18 protein-coding genes are annotated in these 18,711 nt (G+C 66.9%); 8 read left to right on the plus strand and 10 right to left on the minus strand.

All coding sequences use genetic code 11. The features are described 5' to 3' along the window. Window positions 1-19: 19 nt before the first annotated feature. From E6N53_RS19340 to E6N53_RS19350, 3 genes are all read right to left on the minus strand, one after another. Complete coding sequence (locus E6N53_RS19340; RefSeq protein WP_201741208.1) at window positions 20-799, minus strand: aspartate/glutamate racemase family protein; 780 nt, start codon at window positions 797-799, stop codon at window positions 20-22. A 306-nt stretch (window positions 800-1,105) separates the two neighbouring features. Next, entirely contained in the window at window positions 1,106-1,672 is a 567-nt protein-coding gene (locus E6N53_RS19345) for a MaoC family dehydratase (RefSeq protein WP_136591854.1), read from the minus strand. Between the two features lie 60 nt (window positions 1,673-1,732). After that, entirely contained in the window at window positions 1,733-3,193 is a 1,461-nt protein-coding gene (locus E6N53_RS19350; RefSeq protein WP_142861077.1) for an acetyl-CoA hydrolase/transferase C-terminal domain-containing protein, read from the minus strand. A 177-nt stretch (window positions 3,194-3,370) separates the two neighbouring features. Here E6N53_RS19350 and E6N53_RS19355 point away from each other — a divergent pair, with 177 nt between their 5' ends. From E6N53_RS19355 to E6N53_RS19365, 3 genes are all read left to right on the plus strand, one after another. Next, window positions 3,371-4,573 (plus strand): acyl-CoA dehydrogenase family protein, encoded by a 1,203-nt coding sequence (locus E6N53_RS19355; RefSeq protein WP_142861078.1) that lies wholly within the window; start codon window positions 3,371-3,373, stop codon window positions 4,571-4,573. Between the two features lie 391 nt (window positions 4,574-4,964). Beyond that, complete coding sequence (locus E6N53_RS19360) at window positions 4,965-5,738, plus strand: IclR family transcriptional regulator (RefSeq protein WP_142861079.1); 774 nt, start codon at window positions 4,965-4,967, stop codon at window positions 5,736-5,738. A gap of 436 nt (window positions 5,739-6,174) precedes the next feature. Next, the gene (locus E6N53_RS19365; RefSeq protein WP_236642428.1) at window positions 6,175-7,881 is read left to right on the plus strand and encodes an AarF/UbiB family protein; all 1,707 of its coding nucleotides are present in this window, start codon (window positions 6,175-6,177) and stop codon (window positions 7,879-7,881) included. Between the two features lies 1 nt (window position 7,882). Here E6N53_RS19365 and E6N53_RS19370 read toward each other — a convergent pair whose 3' ends face one another. The 5 genes from E6N53_RS19370 to E6N53_RS19390 form a co-directional block, all read right to left on the minus strand. After that, window positions 7,883-8,890, minus strand: a complete 1,008-nt coding sequence (locus E6N53_RS19370) for an NADP-dependent oxidoreductase (protein WP_142861080.1) — start codon at window positions 8,888-8,890, stop codon at window positions 7,883-7,885. Window positions 8,891-8,930: 40 nt separating this feature from the next. Then, complete coding sequence (locus E6N53_RS19375; protein WP_142861081.1) at window positions 8,931-9,827, minus strand: phosphoribosyltransferase HisG-related protein; 897 nt, start codon at window positions 9,825-9,827, stop codon at window positions 8,931-8,933. An 83-nt stretch (window positions 9,828-9,910) separates the two neighbouring features. Next, window positions 9,911-11,812: a coiled-coil domain-containing protein gene (locus E6N53_RS19380; protein ID WP_142861082.1), complete on the minus strand. Its 1,902-nt coding sequence runs from the start codon at window positions 11,810-11,812 to the stop codon at window positions 9,911-9,913. A 93-nt stretch (window positions 11,813-11,905) separates the two neighbouring features. Next, a complete protein-coding gene (locus tag E6N53_RS19385; protein ID WP_142861083.1) occupies window positions 11,906-12,739 on the minus strand; it encodes an MBL fold metallo-hydrolase in 834 nt (277 codons plus the stop codon). 49 nt (window positions 12,740-12,788) lie between these two features. Beyond that, a complete protein-coding gene (locus tag E6N53_RS19390; RefSeq protein WP_236642429.1) occupies window positions 12,789-13,493 on the minus strand; it encodes a TOBE domain-containing protein in 705 nt (234 codons plus the stop codon). Window positions 13,494-13,659: 166 nt separating this feature from the next. Between E6N53_RS19390 and E6N53_RS19395 the strand changes: the two genes are divergently transcribed. From E6N53_RS19395 to E6N53_RS19410, 4 genes are all read left to right on the plus strand, one after another. After that, a complete protein-coding gene (locus E6N53_RS19395; protein ID WP_142861085.1) occupies window positions 13,660-14,601 on the plus strand; it encodes an ABC transporter substrate-binding protein in 942 nt (313 codons plus the stop codon). A gap of 2 nt (window positions 14,602-14,603) precedes the next feature. After that, window positions 14,604-15,320 (plus strand): ABC transporter permease, encoded by a 717-nt coding sequence (locus E6N53_RS19400; protein WP_201740279.1) that lies wholly within the window; start codon window positions 14,604-14,606, stop codon window positions 15,318-15,320. Then, a complete protein-coding gene (locus E6N53_RS19405) occupies window positions 15,317-16,081 on the plus strand; it encodes an amino acid ABC transporter ATP-binding protein (RefSeq protein WP_142861086.1) in 765 nt (254 codons plus the stop codon). Before E6N53_RS19400 ends, E6N53_RS19405 begins: the two co-directional genes overlap by 4 nt. Window positions 16,082-16,426: 345 nt before the next feature. Further along, window positions 16,427-16,879 (plus strand): TIGR00725 family protein, encoded by a 453-nt coding sequence (locus E6N53_RS19410; RefSeq protein ID WP_142861087.1) that lies wholly within the window; start codon window positions 16,427-16,429, stop codon window positions 16,877-16,879. A 22-nt stretch (window positions 16,880-16,901) separates the two neighbouring features. Here E6N53_RS19410 and E6N53_RS19415 read toward each other — a convergent pair whose 3' ends face one another. Both E6N53_RS19415 and dph2 read right to left on the minus strand, forming a co-directional pair. Further along, window positions 16,902-17,288, minus strand: a complete 387-nt coding sequence (locus E6N53_RS19415) for an SAM-dependent methyltransferase (protein WP_142861088.1) — start codon at window positions 17,286-17,288, stop codon at window positions 16,902-16,904. A 47-nt stretch (window positions 17,289-17,335) separates the two neighbouring features. Continuing rightward, window positions 17,336-18,367, minus strand: coding sequence for a diphthamide biosynthesis enzyme Dph2 (dph2, locus tag E6N53_RS19420; RefSeq protein WP_142861089.1), 1,032 nt, complete (start codon window positions 18,365-18,367; stop codon window positions 17,336-17,338). 135 nt (window positions 18,368-18,502) lie between these two features. Here dph2 and E6N53_RS19425 point away from each other — a divergent pair, with 135 nt between their 5' ends. Then, on the plus strand, window positions 18,503-18,694 hold the full coding sequence (locus E6N53_RS19425) for a hypothetical protein (RefSeq protein ID WP_142861090.1): 192 nt from the start codon (window positions 18,503-18,505) through the stop codon (window positions 18,692-18,694). The last annotated feature ends 17 nt before the right edge of the window (window positions 18,695-18,711 follow it).

Consider the following 18,711-nt stretch of genomic DNA (forward strand, 5'->3'; position numbering starts at 1 on the left):
CGCTCAGGGGAGCGAAAAGTCAGTCGTCGGCCGCGGGCGTGTCGTCGCGGAACTGGTAGATGTCCGCGTACCCTCTCTGCGCTTTCGGCTCGGGGGGTTTGTACGTCATCACCTTGCTCGTGGTCTTGCCGAGTTGGACGAGCGACTCGGCGAGAACGGCCGCGGCACCGACGCTGTCGACGACCGGAACGGGCAGTTCTTCCTCTAACCGTTCGGCGAGGCCGCCCATCCCGGCACACCCGAGGCAGATGGCCTCGGCTCCGTCCTCGTCGATGGCGAGGCGACTCACCTCCAGCAATCCCTCGAACGTGGCGTCACGGGCCTCCTCGGTCTCGACGACGGTCAAATCGGTGCACCGGACCGACGCACAGCGGTCGGAAAGGCCGGTCTTGACGACGGCGGCCTCGATGAAGTGCTTCGCGCGGGGGAGGATGGTGGCGACGGACCACGTCGCCGCGAGCATGTTGGCGACGTACATCGAGCCTTCGGCGATACCGACCACCGGCTTCTCGGTCACCTCGCGGCAGGCTTCGAGGCCGGGGTCGCCCCAGCAGGCGACGACGAACGCGTCGTACTCGTCGGCGGCGTTCAGGACCTCTTCGAGGAGGCCGGGGACGGCGAGATAGTCGTCGTAGTACGACTCGATGCTGACCGGGCCGCGTTCGGGCGAGACGGCGGTGACCTGCGTCGAGTCGGCGGTGTAGCGGTTGGCCTGCCGCTCGATGTTCTCGGTCATCGCCTGCGTCGTGTTGGGGTTGATGGCTTTGATGCGAATCGCCGGGGATTGCTCGTCGGACATATCGTGTTCCTCGGTCGCAGGTCACGCGGAGAGGATAAAGCAGTTCGCGCTGGAATCAGAAGCGTACAGGGAGACAAGACAGAGTGCATCGATGCGCACGCGCCCTGACGGCAGGACGAACGCGTGGATTCGGCAGTCGGCCCGCGGCAGCCGGGCGCGATGAAGCCACACCCTCCCCAGCCGATTCACTCGTTCACTCACTCCGTTCGTTCACTCGCTCATCCCTCGCACGCGGGTCGCGGACCGGAGTCCGCGACGCCACGCGCCACCGCACCCCCGAGTGAGTGACACCCCCGTTTCTGCACCTCACTCGCCGTCCAGGTCTTCGGGCTGGGTGCCGATTCCCTCCGGCCATCCCGTCGGCTTCGCCGCCGAGGGCTGGGCGTACTCGCGTTTGAGCACCATCGGGGTGCGCTTCAGCGAGATGACCTTCACGTCGTCCTGATTGTACGCTCGTAACTCGGTCGTGACGATACCGACGTGGTCCCGAGAGGACGATTCACGTTTCTCCAGCACCTCACTCTCGGCGAACAGCGTGTCGCCGTGGTAGACGGGCGCGTGGTGACGGACCTCGTCGTACCCCAGATTCGCCGTCGCGTTCGCGGAGACGTCGATGACGCTCATGCCCACCACGAGCGCGATGACGAACGTGCCGTCGACGAGGCGCTCGCCGAATTCAGTGGTGGAGGCGTACGCCTCGTTGAAGTGCATCGGGTTGAGGTTCATCGTCACGTTCGTGAACCAGACGTTGTCCGTCTCGGTCACGGTCCGCCCGTAGGGGTGTTTGTAGACGTCACCGACGCTGAAGTCCTCGTAGTACCGTCCCTCCCAGCCGCTCACCAGTCGCCGTTCGTGGTCGCTGTCGTCAGCCATGTTCGACTGGGCTGACGTCGGGAGGTGATACGAACGTTTGGGTCGGGGACGCGGACGCGGTCAGTCCCGCTGCCAGTCGAAGGCGCTGTCGAGGTCGTGGGGGATGTTTCCCCCGCCCCGTTCGGCGCGGTCGAGGTACGCATCGAGGTCGGCACGGAAGTCGGGGTGAGCGCACTGGACCAGTCGGACGGCGCGCTCGCGTGGCGAACAGCCGCGGAGGTCCGCGACGCCCTGTTCGGTCACGACCACGCTCACGTCGTGTTCGGTGTGGTCGACGTGTCGGACCATCGGGACGATACGCGGAATCGTCCCGTCTTTGGCCGTCGACGCGAGTGCGATGACAGAGAGCGTGCTCGTCCGGGTGAAGTCGCCGCTCCCCCCGATCCCGTTGACGACGTGCGTCCCTCCGACGTGCGTCGAGTTGACGTGGCCGTAGAGGTCGACCTCCAGCGCGCTGTTCACCCCCACGACGCCGAAGCGGTCGATGAGCGTCGGGTTGTTCGAGACGTCGGCGTTGCGGACGACGACCCGCTCGGCGTAGCGTTCGATGTCGGCGAACAGCCGCTGTTGGCCCTCGGCCGAGAGCGCGAGCGAGGCGGCGCTGGCGGCGGCGAGACGGTCCGCGTCGAGCATATCGAGGAGGCCGTCCTGGATGACCTCGCCGTAGTACGAGACGACTCGGTCGCCGAAGTCGGCGTCGGCGAACGCCCCCATCAGCGCGTTCCCGAGGCTTCCGACGCCGAACTGGAGGTTCAGAGCGTCGTCGAACGTCGGGTTCGTCTCCACCTCGCGGGCGAGGAACGTGGCGAGGTTGTCGGCGATTCGTTCGTCCGTCCGCGTCGGCGCTCGGAAGGTGTACGGTGTGTCGGGGCGGTCGGTCTCGACCACGGCGAGGAGTTTGTCGGGGTCGAAGGGGATGCGCGGCGAGCCGATGCGTTCACCTGGATACGAGAGCGGGAGCGGCGGTCGGGTGGGCGGCGTCCCGCGGTCGAACACGTCGTGGAGGTGCTGGAGCGCGAGCGGTTGTGCGTGGTTCACCTCGACGATGAGGTGGTCGGCTGACGCGACGTACGTCGGCGTGTGCCCGATAGACGTCGTCGGGACGAGCCAGTCGTCACCCACGGCGACGGCCTCGACGAGTGCGACGTCGGGCGTCCCGTAGTGGCCAAACGCGACCTCGTCGCCGAGCCGGGAGATGTGCCGGTCGTGGAACGCGATCTGCCCCGCGTTGACGGCGGTCCGGGCGGCCGACGTGGCCTGATACGGGAAGCGCCGCGCGACGGCACCGGCCTCGACGAGCGCGGTGTCGACCTCGTCGCCGACGCTCCCGCCGCTGATGACGGTGAGAGAGAGGTCGCGCCCGCTCTCGGCGAGTGCGAGCGCCACGGCCTTCGGGTAGCCCGCGCGCCCGAACCCGCTCAGGACGAGTGTGGCGTCGTCGGGGATTTCGGCCGCGGCCCGCTCCGGCGCGACCGACCGGACGTCCCCGGCGAGGCGCGAGGAAATCGGGCGGTCACCCATCGGCGGGGTGTGCCGGTTGTCCCCGCCATGGTACGGTCCACTGTTGCTGTGTGCGGTACCCTGTCACGACGTGATGTAACACGCAACGAGATGTTAAGCGTTGTGACGACTGCACTGTTCCGTGTCAGGTTCGGCGAGGGTATACGCTTATCTCACCGACTCGCTTAGTCGGGACGAATGACCCGAGCGACGAACATCGTCGAGCTCTCAGCCCAGCAGCGGCTGGTCCGAGACAGCGTCCGAGAGATCTGTGAAGGGTACGACGACGAGTACTGGCGAGAACGCGACCGCGAGGAATCGTATCCGACGAGGTTCGTCGAAGAACTCGGCGAACACGGCTGGTTCGGTATCCTCCTCCCCGAGGAGTACGGCGGGGCCGGAATGGGGACGCCCGAAACCGTCGTCATGATGGAGGAGATCTCGCGGGCGGGCGGCGGGTTCACCGCCTCGCAAGCCATCCACGGTGGCATCTACAACTCCGTCCCCATCGTCAGATACGGGAGCGAGGAGCTGAAGCGGGAGGTGCTCCCCGCGGTCGCACGGGGTGAGACCGCCATCCAGGCGTTCGGGCTCACCGAACCGAACGCGGGGTCGAACTCGACGGCAATCGAGACGTTCGCCGAACGCGACGGCGACGAGTACGTCATCGACGGACAGAAGATCTGGACCTCCCGCGTCGACGCGAGCGACTACATCTTGCTCGTCGCGCGGACGACTCCCCTCGACGACGTGGAGAAACGAACTCGCGGTATCTCGATGTTCCTCGTCGACATCGACGAGGCCGTCGACGCCGGGAGCCTGGAGATGAAGCCCATCTCGAAGTCGGCGAGCAACGCGGTCCACGCGTTCGAACTCTGGTTCGAGAACCTCCGGGTCCCCGCCGATAGACTCGTCGGCGAGGAGGGGGACGGCTTCTACCAGGTGCTCGACGGGCTGAACGAGGAACGGCTCGTCATCGCCGCCGAGTGTCTCGGCCTCGGCGAACTCGCAATCGACAGGGCCGTCGACTACGCCAACGAGCGCGAGGTGTTCGGTCGTCCCATCGGGCAGAACCAGGCCATCCAGCACCCGCTGGCGAAGGCATACGCCGAGGTGCAGGCCGCGAAACAGCTCACCTACAGCGCCGCCAAAGTCGTCGACGACGGGACCGGGACGGACGTCGGCGCACGTGCGAACATGGCGAAGTACCTCGCGAGCGAGGCGGCGTTCGCTGCGGCCGACGCGGCGGTCCAGACCCACGGCGGATTCGGCGTCGCGACGGAGTACGACGTCGAGCGCTACTTCCGCGAGGCGCGCCTGACACGGCTCGTCCCAATCACCCAGGAACTCGTGCTCAACTATCTGGGAGAGAAGGTACTCGGACTCCCGCGCTCGTACTGAAACCGTCGGTCGGTCGACGGCCGGTCGACGGTCGGTCACGACCCGGCGACTGCCGAGCGTGACGGCTCGGTGAGTGTCCAGGACGGTCGGAGGGGCCGTTCGACTGTTCGGCAGTGGGGAACGAAGAATGGGAGAGTCGACCAGACACGCTCCACGTGAACAACACACGTAGAGTCCGCGAAAACGGACAACGCCACGTGAGTTCACCACACCGAGCGGGCGTGCTCGGCCCGGTCGGCAGTCGGCGCACCGCGCTCCGGCCGGGAGTCGACTGTTCGGCAGAGATGAACGCATCTGAACTAAGGCCCAGGTCGACCCGCGTTCGTGTGTTTCTGGGCTGACGACAGGGGGTAGAGTTAAGAATCACTGCCGATTACTGGATATCCAGCACATGGACCACATCGCCCACTCCGACGACAACATCCGGTCGGTGGAGCTCTCGTTCGGGATCATCGAACGAATTCGGGAGCACCGAACGGCGAGCCTCGCGGAACTGACTGCCGAAACCGGCTTGGCGAAGAGCACGGTCCACGCGCACCTGACGACGCTCACCAACCTCGGGTTCATCGTGCGCGAAGGCGACGAGTATCGACTCGGGTTGCGCTTCCTAGAACTCGGCGAGGAGGTCCGGAACCACCGGTCGGAGTTCCGCCTCATCCAGGGACACGTGAAGACGCTCGCGGAGCGCTTCGACGAACGAGCGCAGTTCATCGTCGAGGAGAACGGCGAAGGAGTCTACATCTACCGCGAGACGGGGAGTCACGCGGTCCAGACGGACTCGGGCGTCGGACGACGCATCCACCTCCACTCGACGGCCGCCGGGAAGGCGATTCTGGCCAACCTCTCCGAGGAGCGCATCCGCGAGATACTCGAACAGCACGGCCTCGCAGCGGTCACCGACCAGACGGTCACCGACGAGGCGGAGTTGCGCTCCGAACTCGCCGCAGTCCGTGAGCGCGGGTTCTCGTTCAACCGCGAGGAGAACCTCCGCGGACTCAACGCCGTCGGGGTTCCGGTTCGCGACGCGAACGGGGAGGTTCTCGGTGCGCTGAGCGTCTCGGGGCCCTCTCACCGGATGAAAGGGGAGAAACTCGAAGTCGAGGTGCCCGACCTGATGCTCGGGATGGCGAACGAGATCGAACTCAACCTGGCGTACCCGCAGTGAGCACTGTCCCACTACTCGACGTATCGCCCGGTGCGACCGGGAGGCCTTCGACACGGCGAACTGGCCGTCGGTGCGCCGATGTGAATTACAGATGTATATGTGTAATGTAAGGGCCGGCCAACAGGGTCGCCAATCCGGCCTCGTCGCCGGCTTTATAGATATAATTAATTGTACTACACAGCCACCTGCTTTTTGCACTGACTATATTTTGTGATTTGAAGCACGATATTTATTGTAATCGGCGACTATTTTCATATATTATTCTTTTTCTATCCTATATTTATTTTATATGTCTGTCTGTTCTCTGGTGCCATCTCTACTCAATTTAATTAATATTGTTATTAAGACGTGCTGACGGTGTTGGACGGACCGTCTCCGTCGCGGTGGGACGCGGTCAGTCATCACGTTTAACCACACCGCTCCCTTCCCTCACGACGTGTCAGGGCATACGGAGGCGGGCGTCGACCCACCGTCGGGGGTTCGGATGACGCTGCGCTCGTACCGACGGTTCGTGGTCGTGGTGTGGTCGTTCCTGCCCCTCGTCGTCACACACGCACGCGACAGACGTCGGTTCCTCATCTTCGGTCGCTCACGGGACATCACCGAGGCTGACCGGCGTCGACGGGCCGAGTACCTCCTCGAACAACTGCTGTTTCTCGGGCCGACGTTCATCAAGATCGGACAGATCCTCTCGACTCGACCCGACGTCCTCCCACCCGTCTACATCACGGTGCTCTCACAGCTCCAAGACCGCGTCCCACCGGACCCCTGGGCAGAAGTACGACCCCTCGTCGAGGCCGACCTCGGCCCCATCGACGAGACGTTCGACGAGTTCGACACCGAACCCATCAGCGGGGCGTCGCTCGGGCAGGTGTACACCGCTGTCGTCGATGGCCAACAGGTCGCGGTGAAAGTGCGCCGGCCGGGAATCGTCGGTCGAGTCGAGGCGGACCTGCGCGTGGTGCAGACGCTGCTCCCACTCATCCTCCGCGTGGCACCGCCGGGGCAGGCGTTCACCATGGAGAACCTCGCCGACGAGTTCGAGACGACTATCCGCGAGGAACTCGACTACGCCCACGAGGCCGAGATGCTGACGGCCGTCGGCGAGAACTTCGCCGACGACCCGAACGTGAAAATCCCCCGTGCGCTCTCAGCGTACTCCACCGGGCGAGTCCTGACGATGGAGTACGTCGACGGGGTGAAGATCGACGACGTCGACGCCATCGACGGGATGGGCCTCGACCGGGAGGCGCTCGTCCGCCGCCTCGAAGAGACCTACATCGACATGATAATCGACCACGGACTCTTCCAGGCGGACCCGCACCCGGGTAACATCGCCATCCAGCCCGACGGGACCATCGTCTTCTACGACTTCGGCGTGACCGGTCGTCTCGACGCCCGCACCCGCGAGAAGCTCTTCGACTTCTACGTCGCCGTCGCGAGCGACGACGTCGAGACGGTCATCGACATGTTCGTCGAACTCGGTGCGCTGGACCCCGGCGTCGACCGCGAGTGGATGCGGGAGGTGTTCGAGCTCGTCTTCGAGAGTCTCCGCGGCGGCGGCGTCGAGGTGTACGAGGTGCGCCAGATCGTCTCGGAGTTCCAGGGGACGCTGTACGAGTTCCCGCTTCGACTCCCGCAGAACCTCGCGCTCATCGTCAGGGTGTCGACCGTCCTCGAGGGCGTCTGCCGCACGCTCGACGACGACTTCGACTTCATCGCCGTCGTCAACGACTACGTCCGCGAGCAGGGTCAGAACGAGGAGAACGTCCGGGCGCTCGCCGACAGGTTCGGGCAGAACGTGGGAGAGGTCGTGAGCGGTATCGTCGGCACACCGGTCGGAATCGACGACGTCCTCACCGACCTCGACCGCGAGAGCGTGACGGTCGAGGTCGACCTCGTCGAGCGAAACGAGTCACTCGACCGCTTCGCGAGTCGCGTCGTCTGGGGACTGCTCTTCGCGGCCGGTGCGCTCTCGACGACCGTCCTGCTGGCGTTCTCAGACGTCCTCGCGGCCGAAGTGACGGCCGTCGGAACTGCCGTCGTCGGCCTCTTCTTCGCCCGGGCGATGCGGCGTCGGTCGCGGGGACTCAGCGTCAAACCGCAGTTCACACGTCAGAGCATGCGTCAACGCGACGAGTAAGTCACACCTTCACGACCTGTTTGCCGATGTTCTCTCCCTCGAACAGGCCCAAGAACGCCTCGGGTGCCCGTTCGAGCCCGTCGGTCACGGTCTCTCGATACTGGAGGTCACCGGCCTGGACCCACCGCCGGAGGTCGGCGGTCGCCGTCTCGAACCGCGCCGAGAAGTCGCTGACGAGAAACCCCTCGACGCGAGCGCGCGTCTCGATGAGCGTCCCGAGCTTTCGCGGACCGACCGGCCGCTCCTCGGCGTTGTAGAGGGCGATCTGTCCACAGACGGCGACCCGGGCGTCGGTTGCGAGGTGGTCGAAGACCGCGTCGGTGAGGGGCCCGCCGACGTTGTCGAAGTAGACGTCGACGCCGTCGGGAGCCACGTCGGCGAGCGCGTCCCCGTAGTCGTCGACGTCGCGATAGTTGATGGCCGCGTCGAAGCCCAGTTCGTGGAGCCACTCGACCTTCCGCTCTGAGCCGGCGGTGCCGACGACCCGCGCGCCGGCCATCTTCGCGAGCTGTCCGACGACGGAGCCGACGGCCCCCGCGGCCGCGCTCACGACCATCGTGTCGCCGGGCTGTGGTTCGGCCACCGCTCTGGTGCCGAAGTACGCGGTCCGTCCGGGCATCCCGAGCACGCCCAGCGCCGTCGAGGCCGGGACGTCTCCGACCGCGACGCGGGTCAGTTCGTGTGCGGGGGCGGTCGCGTAGTCGGCCCACGCCAGGTTGCCGACGACGAGGTCGCCCGTCTCGAATCCGGTCCCGTTGGGGTCGGCGACCTCGCCGACGACACCGCCGCGCAGTGGTGCACCGACGTCCCACGGTTCGGCGTAAGATTCCCCCGCCCGCATCCGACCGCGCATGTACGGGTCGACGGAGAGATAGCGCGCGCGGACGAGTGCCTCGCCCGGGTTCGGTGTCGGTCTCTCACGCGTCTCGAGGTCGAAACACTCGGTGGAGGGGGTTCCGGTCGGTCGCTGTGCGAGCGTCCACACGCGGCTCTCGGCTTCGTCGGACATACCACCACACAGGGGTGGGGGTAAGAGGGTCTTTCGACGTTCAGACGACCAGTTGCGTCTCGTCGGTCGGCACCGAGAGGAGGTCTTTGGCCGCGTCGGCGTGTCGGTCGACTTCGGTCCGGTTCTCCAGCAGCACCGTCTCGCTCGGGAAGAGGTGGTCGCCGAGGACGAGGCCGTGCTCGCGCGCCGTCGAGCCGGTGACGGTGAGATAGACACCGAGCCCCGCGTCGGCGATTGCGGCTTCTTCTTCTGCGGGTTCGTCGGGGTAGACGAAGTCGACGTGCTCGATGGCGTCCGTCCCGAGGACGGCCTCGACAAGGCGCTCGTACCGCGGCGAGATGCAGAGCGGCCCCTGGTAGTCGCGGACGAAGTCGCGGTCGAGGTCGGCCTTGGGAGGCAGGGTCTCGGGTGTCGCCATCAGCGTGTGATAGACGGTGTCACCGAGCCCGGAGACGACGCGGACGTCGGACTCCATCGGGTCGATACGCGCGTTCACGTCCGCGAGGTTGGCGATGCCGTCGGTGTCCAGCGAGACGACCTCCTCGAGGACGAGGTCGGCGCTGTCGAATCCGAGCGCGAACTCGTGTGTCCGGAGCGCGCGGAACGGCTCCTCGCGCCCGACGAGGTGGAGTCGAACGTCGCCGGCGTCGATCTCGACTGAGTCGAAGACGATGCGGCGGGGCATCCCGTCGCGGTCGTCGCGCAGGAGACTGAACTCCGGGCGGAGCGGGTCCGTGAGGTCGCTGTAGTCGGCCAGCCGCTCGTACACGTCGCGGTCGGGCTCGGAGCGCCCCTTGGTGACGCTCTTCTCGTATCGGAGCGTCGAGGCGATCTCGTCGGCCAGGTCGTCGACACCGACGTTCGTCGCGAGGCGTTCCAGCACCGCCTCGAGCGGCCGTCCCTTGCGCGGGACGGCGACGCGCACCGTCGCAGTCATTGGTTGAGTGTGGACAACCGCTCATAAACCGGTTGCGCTTCGCCGCCGGCTAGCGGTCGTGTGCCACGGGCACAGCCGCCGAACTACGAGCCGGCTTCGTCCGCGTCCTCACCCTCCTCGGGCTCGTCGTCGTTCTCCCCGGCACTCTCGACCTCGTCGCCGTTCTCTCCGCTGCTCTCAGCCGACGCCGTCGTCTCCTCCCCGGCGTCACCGCCGGGTCCGCCCCCGACCATCGGCCCGAGCGCGTTGCTCAGCCGGTCGCGGAACGCGCGGAACTCCGCGACGGTCTCGTCGAGGTCCGCGAGTTCCTCGCGGAGGTCGGCGACGTCCTCGCGCACGGGCGCGGTCTCCTCCTCAATTGCCTCGTGTGCCGCGGTGATGTCGCCGTCGAGCGCCGCGAGCTCGTCGCGCACTTCACCCATCTCCTCGTCGAGACGCTCGGCGGTCTCGTCGGCGTGCGCAGCCTGGTCGGCCAGGTCGTCGAACCGCTCGTCGATGGCACCGAGTCGGTCGTCGACGCGGTCCAGCCGCTCTGTCATCTCCTCGAAGCGGTCCTCGACGGAGTCCAGCCGCCCGGTCGTCTCGTCGTGTCGGTCGTCGACGCGGTCCAGCCGTTCGGTCACTTCCTCGAAGCGGTCCTCGACGGAGTCCAGCCGCTCGGTCGTCTCGTCGTGCCGGTCGTCGACGCGGTCCAGTCGGTCTGTCGTCTCGTCGAACCGCCCCTCGAGGCTGTCTATCCTGTCGTCGACGCCCGATAATCCCGACTGGAGGCTGTTCACGTCGCCGTGGAGCGTGTCACGGTCGGCTTCGGCCGCGTCGACCGCCGCGGAGAGTTCGTCGACCGTGTCGGTCATCTCGTGGACGTCCGCGCGGAACCCCTCGATGAGCTCCTCCGCCGTGCCCTCCTCGTCGAGGAACGCTTCGAGCCCCGCCGAGTACGCCGCGAGGTCTTCGACCTGGCTCTGGAGGCGTTCGATGCGGAGGTCGACGCTCCGGGGGACCGACCCGTCGGTCGAACCGGTCTCGGTGCCGAGAGCCTCCCGAAGCGTCACCACGTCGTCCGAGTCGGCGTCCTCGCGTTCGAGTTCCGTCGCGAGCGCCGCGACGACGCTCCCCGCCGTCACCCGCGGTCCCCCGGCGTGTTCGGCGTCCTCGATCGCGACGTCCGTGTCGGCCGCCGTCTCCGATTCGGTCTCTGCGGGCGAATCGCCGTCGTCGTCGAGGTCGAGGTTCAAGTCCAGATCCTCCTGCGGCTCCGTCCCCGTCTCTCCCTCCGCCCCGGCGACATCGGGCTCGTCGACCGCCGCGACGACGGCGCGCGCCGCGGCTTCGGTCGCGGACGCGCCCGAGCCGTCGAACGCGTCCGGGCGTGGGGCATCGCTCGCGTCTGCCGTGTCGTCGCCTCCGGCGTCACGCTCGTTCAGCTCCAGCGTGATGTCCTCCGGGTTCGGCTCCCCGCCGGCGGCGTCCATCGTGAGGTCGGGCGCGTCGACCCCGTTCTCCTCGCCCAGCCCCGGGAGTCCGTCGCGCTCACCCGAGAGAACGTCGCGGACGAGCTGGTTCGAGTCCTCGCCGAGAACGTCGTCGATTGCCTCGTCGGCCGTCCCCACCTCGTCCGCGTCCAGGCGGGCGAGCGTCGGCTCGGTGAGGAACGCGTCGGGTCCGACGTCCGTGTCGTCGAGTCGGACGCCGTAGACGGTGACCGTCGATTCGCCGGGGTCGAGCGTTCTGTCGTACTCGACCCGGTGGCTCTTGTACGCGGTCCAGTTATCCTTCTCGAAATCGGGGTGGAACCCGACGTTCTCCATCGGGAACGGCTCGGGGATGGAATCGGCCAGTCTGATACTCACGGGCTCCGAGGCGTCGGACTCGATCACGAACTTCACGGCGGGGACGGGGAACTCCTCGGCCTCGAACGACTTCGTCACCGTCACCGGGCCCTCCGTGACCGAACGCGTCTCTTGGGCACTGGGGTCGGAACTCATGCGAGGTGGTACCGTGAGCGCTCACATAAAATGTGCGGGGGTATCTATCAATACAGAGAATTTCGGGGAGGAGGGAACGTCTCCGGCTCGTCTTCAGAGGTCGACGCGGTCGCCGATTTCGACGACCTCCAGTCGTTCGGGGTACGCGAACGACGCCGCGTGGTGGTGGAGGACCGTCGGGTCGGCGGTCATGCCCTTCCACATGTCCCAGTGAGAGGGGAGACAGCGGGTGAGCCGGAGGTCCTTCGCCGCGCGGACGAGTTCGTTCTCGTTCGCGTACCACTTCGTGTGGACGGGTTCGCCGGTCTCCTTGTCGGGGATGTTGCCCTCCGCCCCGAACGCGAGCACGCCGAGGTCGATGTCGTAGCGCTCGCCGATGTCGACGAACTCCTCGGCGGGCTTGGTGTCGCCGCCGTGGAAGAACGTCCCGCTGGCGTGTTCGATGACGTACGACACCGGGTGGGTCGAGTCGGGGTCGAACGAGGCCTCGACGTTGACCGTGAACTCGCCGACTTCGAAGGTATCGTCCTCCGTGACCTCCTCGAACTGCTCGTCGGTGACGTCCCAGTTGTCGGTCCAGGCCTCGTCCTCGCGGGCGACGGCGAGCGCGTCGTCCGGCCCGTACAGGGTCGCGCCCGTGTTGGCGAGGATGGGTGCCTGGCTCGGCCCGTGGACGTGGTCGGTGTGTTCGTGCGTGGCCAACAGCCCGTCGAGGTCGGCGACGTCCTCGGGGGCGAACGGAACCGGGACCATTCGAACGGTCCGCGGCGGGTCCCCGAGACCGACGTACGGGTCGATGGCGAGCGTCGTTCCCTCGCGCCCTTTCAGGAAGAAGCCGTTACAACCGAGATACCAGACGGCGACGGTGTCGGGGTCTGCGTCCGCGACGGCACGGGGCAGCCAGTCGCCCCAGTCGGATGTCGACATGGAGAGGCGTTCGACGGGGGCCCGTCTAAGCGTTGTGGATACACCCGAGTCACGACTGCGGAATCGCTCGCGTCGCCGTCGCCTTGAACGAGACGACCACGTCGGCACCGACCCCGAGCGCCATACGGTCGAGGCTGTCGGTCGTGAGAATCGCCCACAGGGGTGTCTCGGTCCCGACGTCGACCGCGACGCGGCCGACCGCCTCCCCCGTGACGACCTCCGACACGCGACCCTCGAAGCGGTTCCGGGCGCTCGTCGCGTCGGGAGCGGGGGCCTCCTCGGGCAGTTCGACCGTCACCGCGTCGGCTCTGACCGACACCTCCACCTCCCGGTCGACGCCCACATCTGTAGGGACGAGCGTCAGCACCGCCCCCGGAACCGTCTCGACCGTCGCGAGTTCGCCGTGCAGTTCGACGACCGTGCCGGGGAACACGGAGAGAGTGGCGTCGGCGACGCCGGTGAACTCGGCACCGAGCCGGTCGAACCGCGCGAGGAGCTCTCGCGCACGGTCGGTGAGTTCGCTGCCGCCGCCGCCCGCGCCCCCGCGGCGGCGTTCGACGAGCGACCCGAACGCCTCCTCTAACTCCACGACCCGTCGCTGTGCGTGGGCGAACGACCGCTCCAGTGCCCCCGCGGCGGCGTTCAACGAGCCGTGTTCGTCGACGGCGCGGAGGAGCGCGACGTCGCGGGCGTCGAAGACGACACCGTCGGACTCGATGCGCACTGCGGCGTCTGGGATTCCGTCCGAGTCCACGCGCTGTCGTACGGTCCCGCCCGTTATAGACCTCCCGAAGGGGTGGGCGGCGGACTGGCCGACGACGCCAGCACGTCCCCGTCGAATCGCCTGCTCCGGGGCCACCGTGTCCTGCGGGCCGGGTGACAACGTAACGTACTTTACCCGGGGGGCAATCGATGTATCTATGACGATACAACGGCGGAGCTTCATCAAGGCGATGGGTGTCGGGGCAGTTGCGAGCCTGGCTGGCTGCACACAGAGCGGTGGCACGGGACAGCAACAGGAGCAACAACAACAGGCGGGAGTGGCCGGCGAGACGCTGACGCTCACGACGACGACGAGTACGTACGATACGGGGCTGCTCGACGAGATTCACCCGGACTTCGAGGAGATGTACGGTGTAACCGTCGACGCGGTCGCACAGGGGACGGGTGCGGCCCTGGAGTCGGCTCGCAACGGCGACTCCGACGTGGTGATGGTCCACGCCCGCGGGCTCGAAGACGAGTTCATGCGTAACGGCTACGGCGTCAACCGTCGCGACCTCATGTTCAACGACTTCGTCATCGTCGGACCGGAGAGCGACCCGGCGGGGGTCCAGGGGATGGGCTCGGCGACAGAGGCGCTCACCGCCATCGCCGAGGCGGAGGCGACGTTCGTCTCCCGCGGGGACAACTCCGGAACCCACACGAAGGAACTCAACCTCTGGGAGGCCGCGGGGACCGAACCCGGCGGCGACTGGTACCAGGAGACCGGGACCGGGATGGGCGAGGCGCTGAACGTCGCCAACCAGCAGGACGCTTACACCCTCTCGGACCGCGGGACGTTCATCTCTCAGCGGTCCGAGGTCGACCTCGTTATCCTCGTGCAGGGCCCCATCGAGGGTGGCCCGGAAATCCTCGCGAACCCCTACGGCATCATGGCAGTCAACCCTGGCGTCCACGACAACGCGAACTACGACCTCGCGATGGCGTACATCGGCTGGATCACGAGCCCCGGGGCGCAGGACGCCATCTCGAGCTACCAGGTCAACGAGGAACAGCTGTTCTTCCCCGAGGCGGTCTCGGAGAACCCCGACTTCCAGCAGTACGTACCGGAAGGGTGGAGTAGCGACTCCTCCGACGAGTGAACGTGCCGCTCGAATCGGTCGCACAGCTGCCGGCCGTGGTCGACCTCCCGTTCCGGGAGGGCTACGTCTCGAGTATCATCTACGTCTCGCTGTACGTGAGCGTCATCGCCGTCGCGCTGAGTACACTGTTCAGTATCCCGGTCGCCATCGTGATGGGTTTCACCGACTTCCCTGGCAAGCAGTTCGTGAAGTCGGTCATCAACACGGGGATGGGATTTCCGAGCGTCGTCGTCGGCCTGCTCGTGCTGTTCACCGTCTCGAATCGGGGGCCGCTCGGGCCGCTGGAGCTCATCTTCACCAAGGAGGCGATGATCATGTCACAGTTCGTGCTCGCGACGCCGCCCATCACGGCAATCAGCCTCGCCGCTATCACCGGCGTGAGCGAGAACGTCCGCGACGCCGCTCGCGTCCTCGGCGGCACGCGCCTCGACGTGGCGCTCGTCGTCCTCAAGGAGGCACGGTACGGCATCGCGACGGCGATTCTGGCCGGGTTCGGCCGGGCAATCAGCGAGGTCGGGTCGGTCCTCATCGTCGGCGGCAACATCACGAGCGCCGACGGCATCTCGAAGACGCGAACGCTGACGACCGCCATCCAGCTCGAAGCCCGTCAGGGGCAGTACGAGACCGCGATGGTGCTCGGGGCGGTGCTGGTGGCGCTCGTGTTGACCATCAACACCATCGTCGTCCGGGTCGGCGATACGGGGACGATGAACCGATGATCCGGCTCTCGAACGTCTCTCACACGTTCGGCGACGAGCCCGTGCTCGGCGACGTCTCGATGTCGGTCAAGCCCGGCGAAGTGGTCGGAATCATCGGTCCCTCGGGCGTCGGGAAGACGACCCTGTTGCGAATCCTCGCGGTGTCTCTCCGACCGACGGCGGGAACGGTCGAGCTGGACGGACAGGCAGTGTGGGACGTCGAAGAGAGCGAACGACTGGCGCTTCGCCGCCGGATCGGGATGGTGTTCCAGGAGGCGAGTCTGTTCGACGCGACGGTCGCGCGGAACGTCGAGTACGGACTGCGCGTGCGTCAGTCCTGGAGCGAACGACTCACCGACCAGCTGTGGTCGGTTCGCGGGTCGAACGGGACGCCGGAGGCGGTCGCGGAGGCGCTCGACGTCGTCGGGTTGAGCGACAAGGTCGGCCAGGAGGCGCAGTCGCTCTCGGGTGGTGAAGCCCAGCGGGTCTCCTTCGCCCGAGCCCTCGCGTACGAACCGACGTACCTCCTGCTCGACGAGCCGACGTCCGACCTCGACCCGCGGAACACGGGGCTGATCGAAGAAGCGGTCGCCGAAGCGCGCGACCGCGGAATCGGCGTCGTCGTCGCGACCCACGACATGCACCAGGCCGAACGGATCGCCGACCGCGTCGGCGTGCTCCTGAGTGACGGGTTCAGCGAAATCGGTCCCACGGGGACGGTCTTCGAGAACCCGACGGACGAGCGGACGCGCAAGTTCATCTCCGGAGAACTGGTCTACTGAGACGGCTGGCTGTGCGTCGCCTGCGACCGAACGGAGAGGAGGCGCACACGACCACGCGTTCCCCACGACGTCGACAGGGTCCCCCGTGCGCTCGGCGTCCTCGCGGGCCGTTTAATGTTGCTCACGTTGAGAGTCGGGGAGAAAGACATTTACCCCCGGCCGTCACACGTGATAAACCATGCCATCCGAAACGCGTCGGACGGCCCACTTCGGTCAGATGTCGGAGGCGCTCCGCACGCTCGGTGTCGGGACGTCCGACGACGTGACGCCGCGACCCGCCTGAACTATACGGGCGTGGCTCATCCAGGGAGAGATGAGACCGAAGACAGGGGGAGACAGCAACCGATGCGCGTGAGCGTCGTCGGCGGGAGCGACGTCGATACCGCGACGAGAGACGTCGCCAGGAGGCTCGGCCGCCGTCTCGCCGAACGCGGACACACGGTCGTCTGTGGCGGGCTCGGGGGCGTCATGACGGCCGTCTGTGACGGTGCCGTCGAGGCCGGCGGGCACACCATCGGGATACTCCCCGGCAAACGGGTCGACGAGGCGAACGAGTTCGTCCAGACGGCGATTGCGACGGGGCTCGGCCACGCGCGCAACCCGCTCGTCGTGATGAACGGCGACGCCGTCGTCGCCGTCGCCGGGAGCGGCGGCACCCTCTCGGAGATCGGGTTCGCGTTCGTCTTCGACCGACCCGTCGCCGGGCTTCGAACGCACGCGGTCGAGGGCGTCCACGCCTGTGAGACACCCCGTGAGGCGGTCGACTACGTGGAGCGACAGGTGACCCGGCGCGAGTGAGTACGGGACGGGGTCGTCGCTGTCACTCGTGTCGGTCGGCGAGCGAGGCTTTCAGGTCGATGACCGGCGAGCCGTCGGCCATGTCGACGCCGCGGAGCCGGAGCGTCCGCGACTCGACGTCGACGTCGGTCACGCGACACTCGGTGAGACAGACCGGGTTCGGACGCGCGGGCGACCGGGAGGTGAACACGCCGCGAGCGGGGTCGCGGTCGAGCGTCAGCACCGAGCGGTCCGCGCGGTCGGCCCACCAGACGACCACGACGGTGTCGGCGTCGAACCCCGACAGGCCCGCGGCGTACGCCTCGTCGACGCGGACGACGCCCTCCGCGTCGCCGTGACACCCCTGCGAGGGGGCGTCGCTGGTCGTCTCGAACGGCGTCGACACCGTGCCGATGGGGTCACACTGCATAGCCCCGCTGTGTCGCGGGGCGACAAAAGCGTCCGGGCCGCGGTGGCTTACCAGGTGCCGTGGAAGGTGTCGAAGGAGAGTTCTTCGAGCGGTTTGTTGCCGACGGCGATCTCGTACTCGCCGGGGGTGAGCATCGGCTTGTGAAAGCGGGGGCCGTCGTCGGTCGTGATGCGTGGACAGCCGGTGTTGACGAACGCGTCGAAGTCGAAGTTGCGGAGGCGGTCGGGCGTCACCTCGTCCATCGTCACGAGGTAAGCGTCGTCGTTCTCCGAGAGGATCTGCTCCGCCTGCTCCCACCGGCCCTGGCCGATCTTCGTACAGAAGATGACGCCCCACGTCTGGGCGTCCATCGCGCGGTGCACCGCGCCGAAGCGCTGTTTCAAGAACTTCTCCGTGTCGGCGATGGTGACGACGTTGTTGACGGGGTCGGCGATGACGACGTTCTTGTCGGGGTGTTCCATCGCCAGCCCGAGGGGGTGGAACTTCCCGCCTCCCACGTACAGGACCTGGTCCGCGGGGATGTCTGCGGAGGCGTAGTTGCAGCCGAGGACCTGCCCTTCGTGGGTGAGCCGCTCGTCTCCCCTCCGCGTCTGGACCTCGTAGCCGCGGTCTTCGAGCCACTCGACCATCTCGCCGAAGCGGTTCATGTGCTGGGCCGTCGTGACGAGGCCGACCTCCCCCTCGTCGAGTTCGTCGACGGCGTCTTCGAGGATGGGGAAGGGGTCGACGTTCGAGAACAGGGGGACGTAGATGATCTTGTCCGACTCCTTCATCGGCGAGTGGCCGAAGTGGACGAAGACGTCCGAGCGGCGCATCAAGAAGGTGTCGAGGTCGCAGGCACCGTAACACGGCTGGCCCGAGATCATGAACGTCACGCCGTCGGTGAGCGCGCGGAGGTCGTCGGCGACGGCCGGAGCCCGGCGCTTGAGGCCTTCGGGGAACTGGAGCCCGACCGTCGTCGCGTCGCGCTCTTCGATGGCGTCGACGATGCGGTCGAGTTCGTAATCCCACTCCCGGTCGTGCTTCAGGGCCATCCCCGTCTTCCGGAGGTCGCCCTCGGAGTAGGCGTCGTTGCTCATTGCCATCCATTGCGTGTCGACTCGTTTAACGTCGGCGTTTCGTCCCGGACAGTGGGTGAGACGACGCCGTCGCGCTCGTGCGTCGCGCGCACACGACGCTGGTGTCATTAATATATCACGCGACGACAGACCGGTATGGCAACAGCGTCGATCCAGTGCCCCGAGTGCGGAGAGACCATCGAATCGACGGACCAGATGGACGTCGAGGAGGTGAGAGAGGTCACGTCGAAACCGCAGGGCGGTATCGGCTACGGCGAGGCCACGCAGAACCTCTACCTCTGTGCGAACTGTCGAAAACCCCTCGGCATCGGCCGTCGCGACGAGTGAGCCGTCCCGCCGGCGAG

It is taken from the genome of Salinigranum halophilum (assembly GCF_007004735.1).
Taxonomy (GTDB): Archaea; Halobacteriota; Halobacteria; order Halobacteriales; family Haloferacaceae; genus Salinigranum; species Salinigranum halophilum.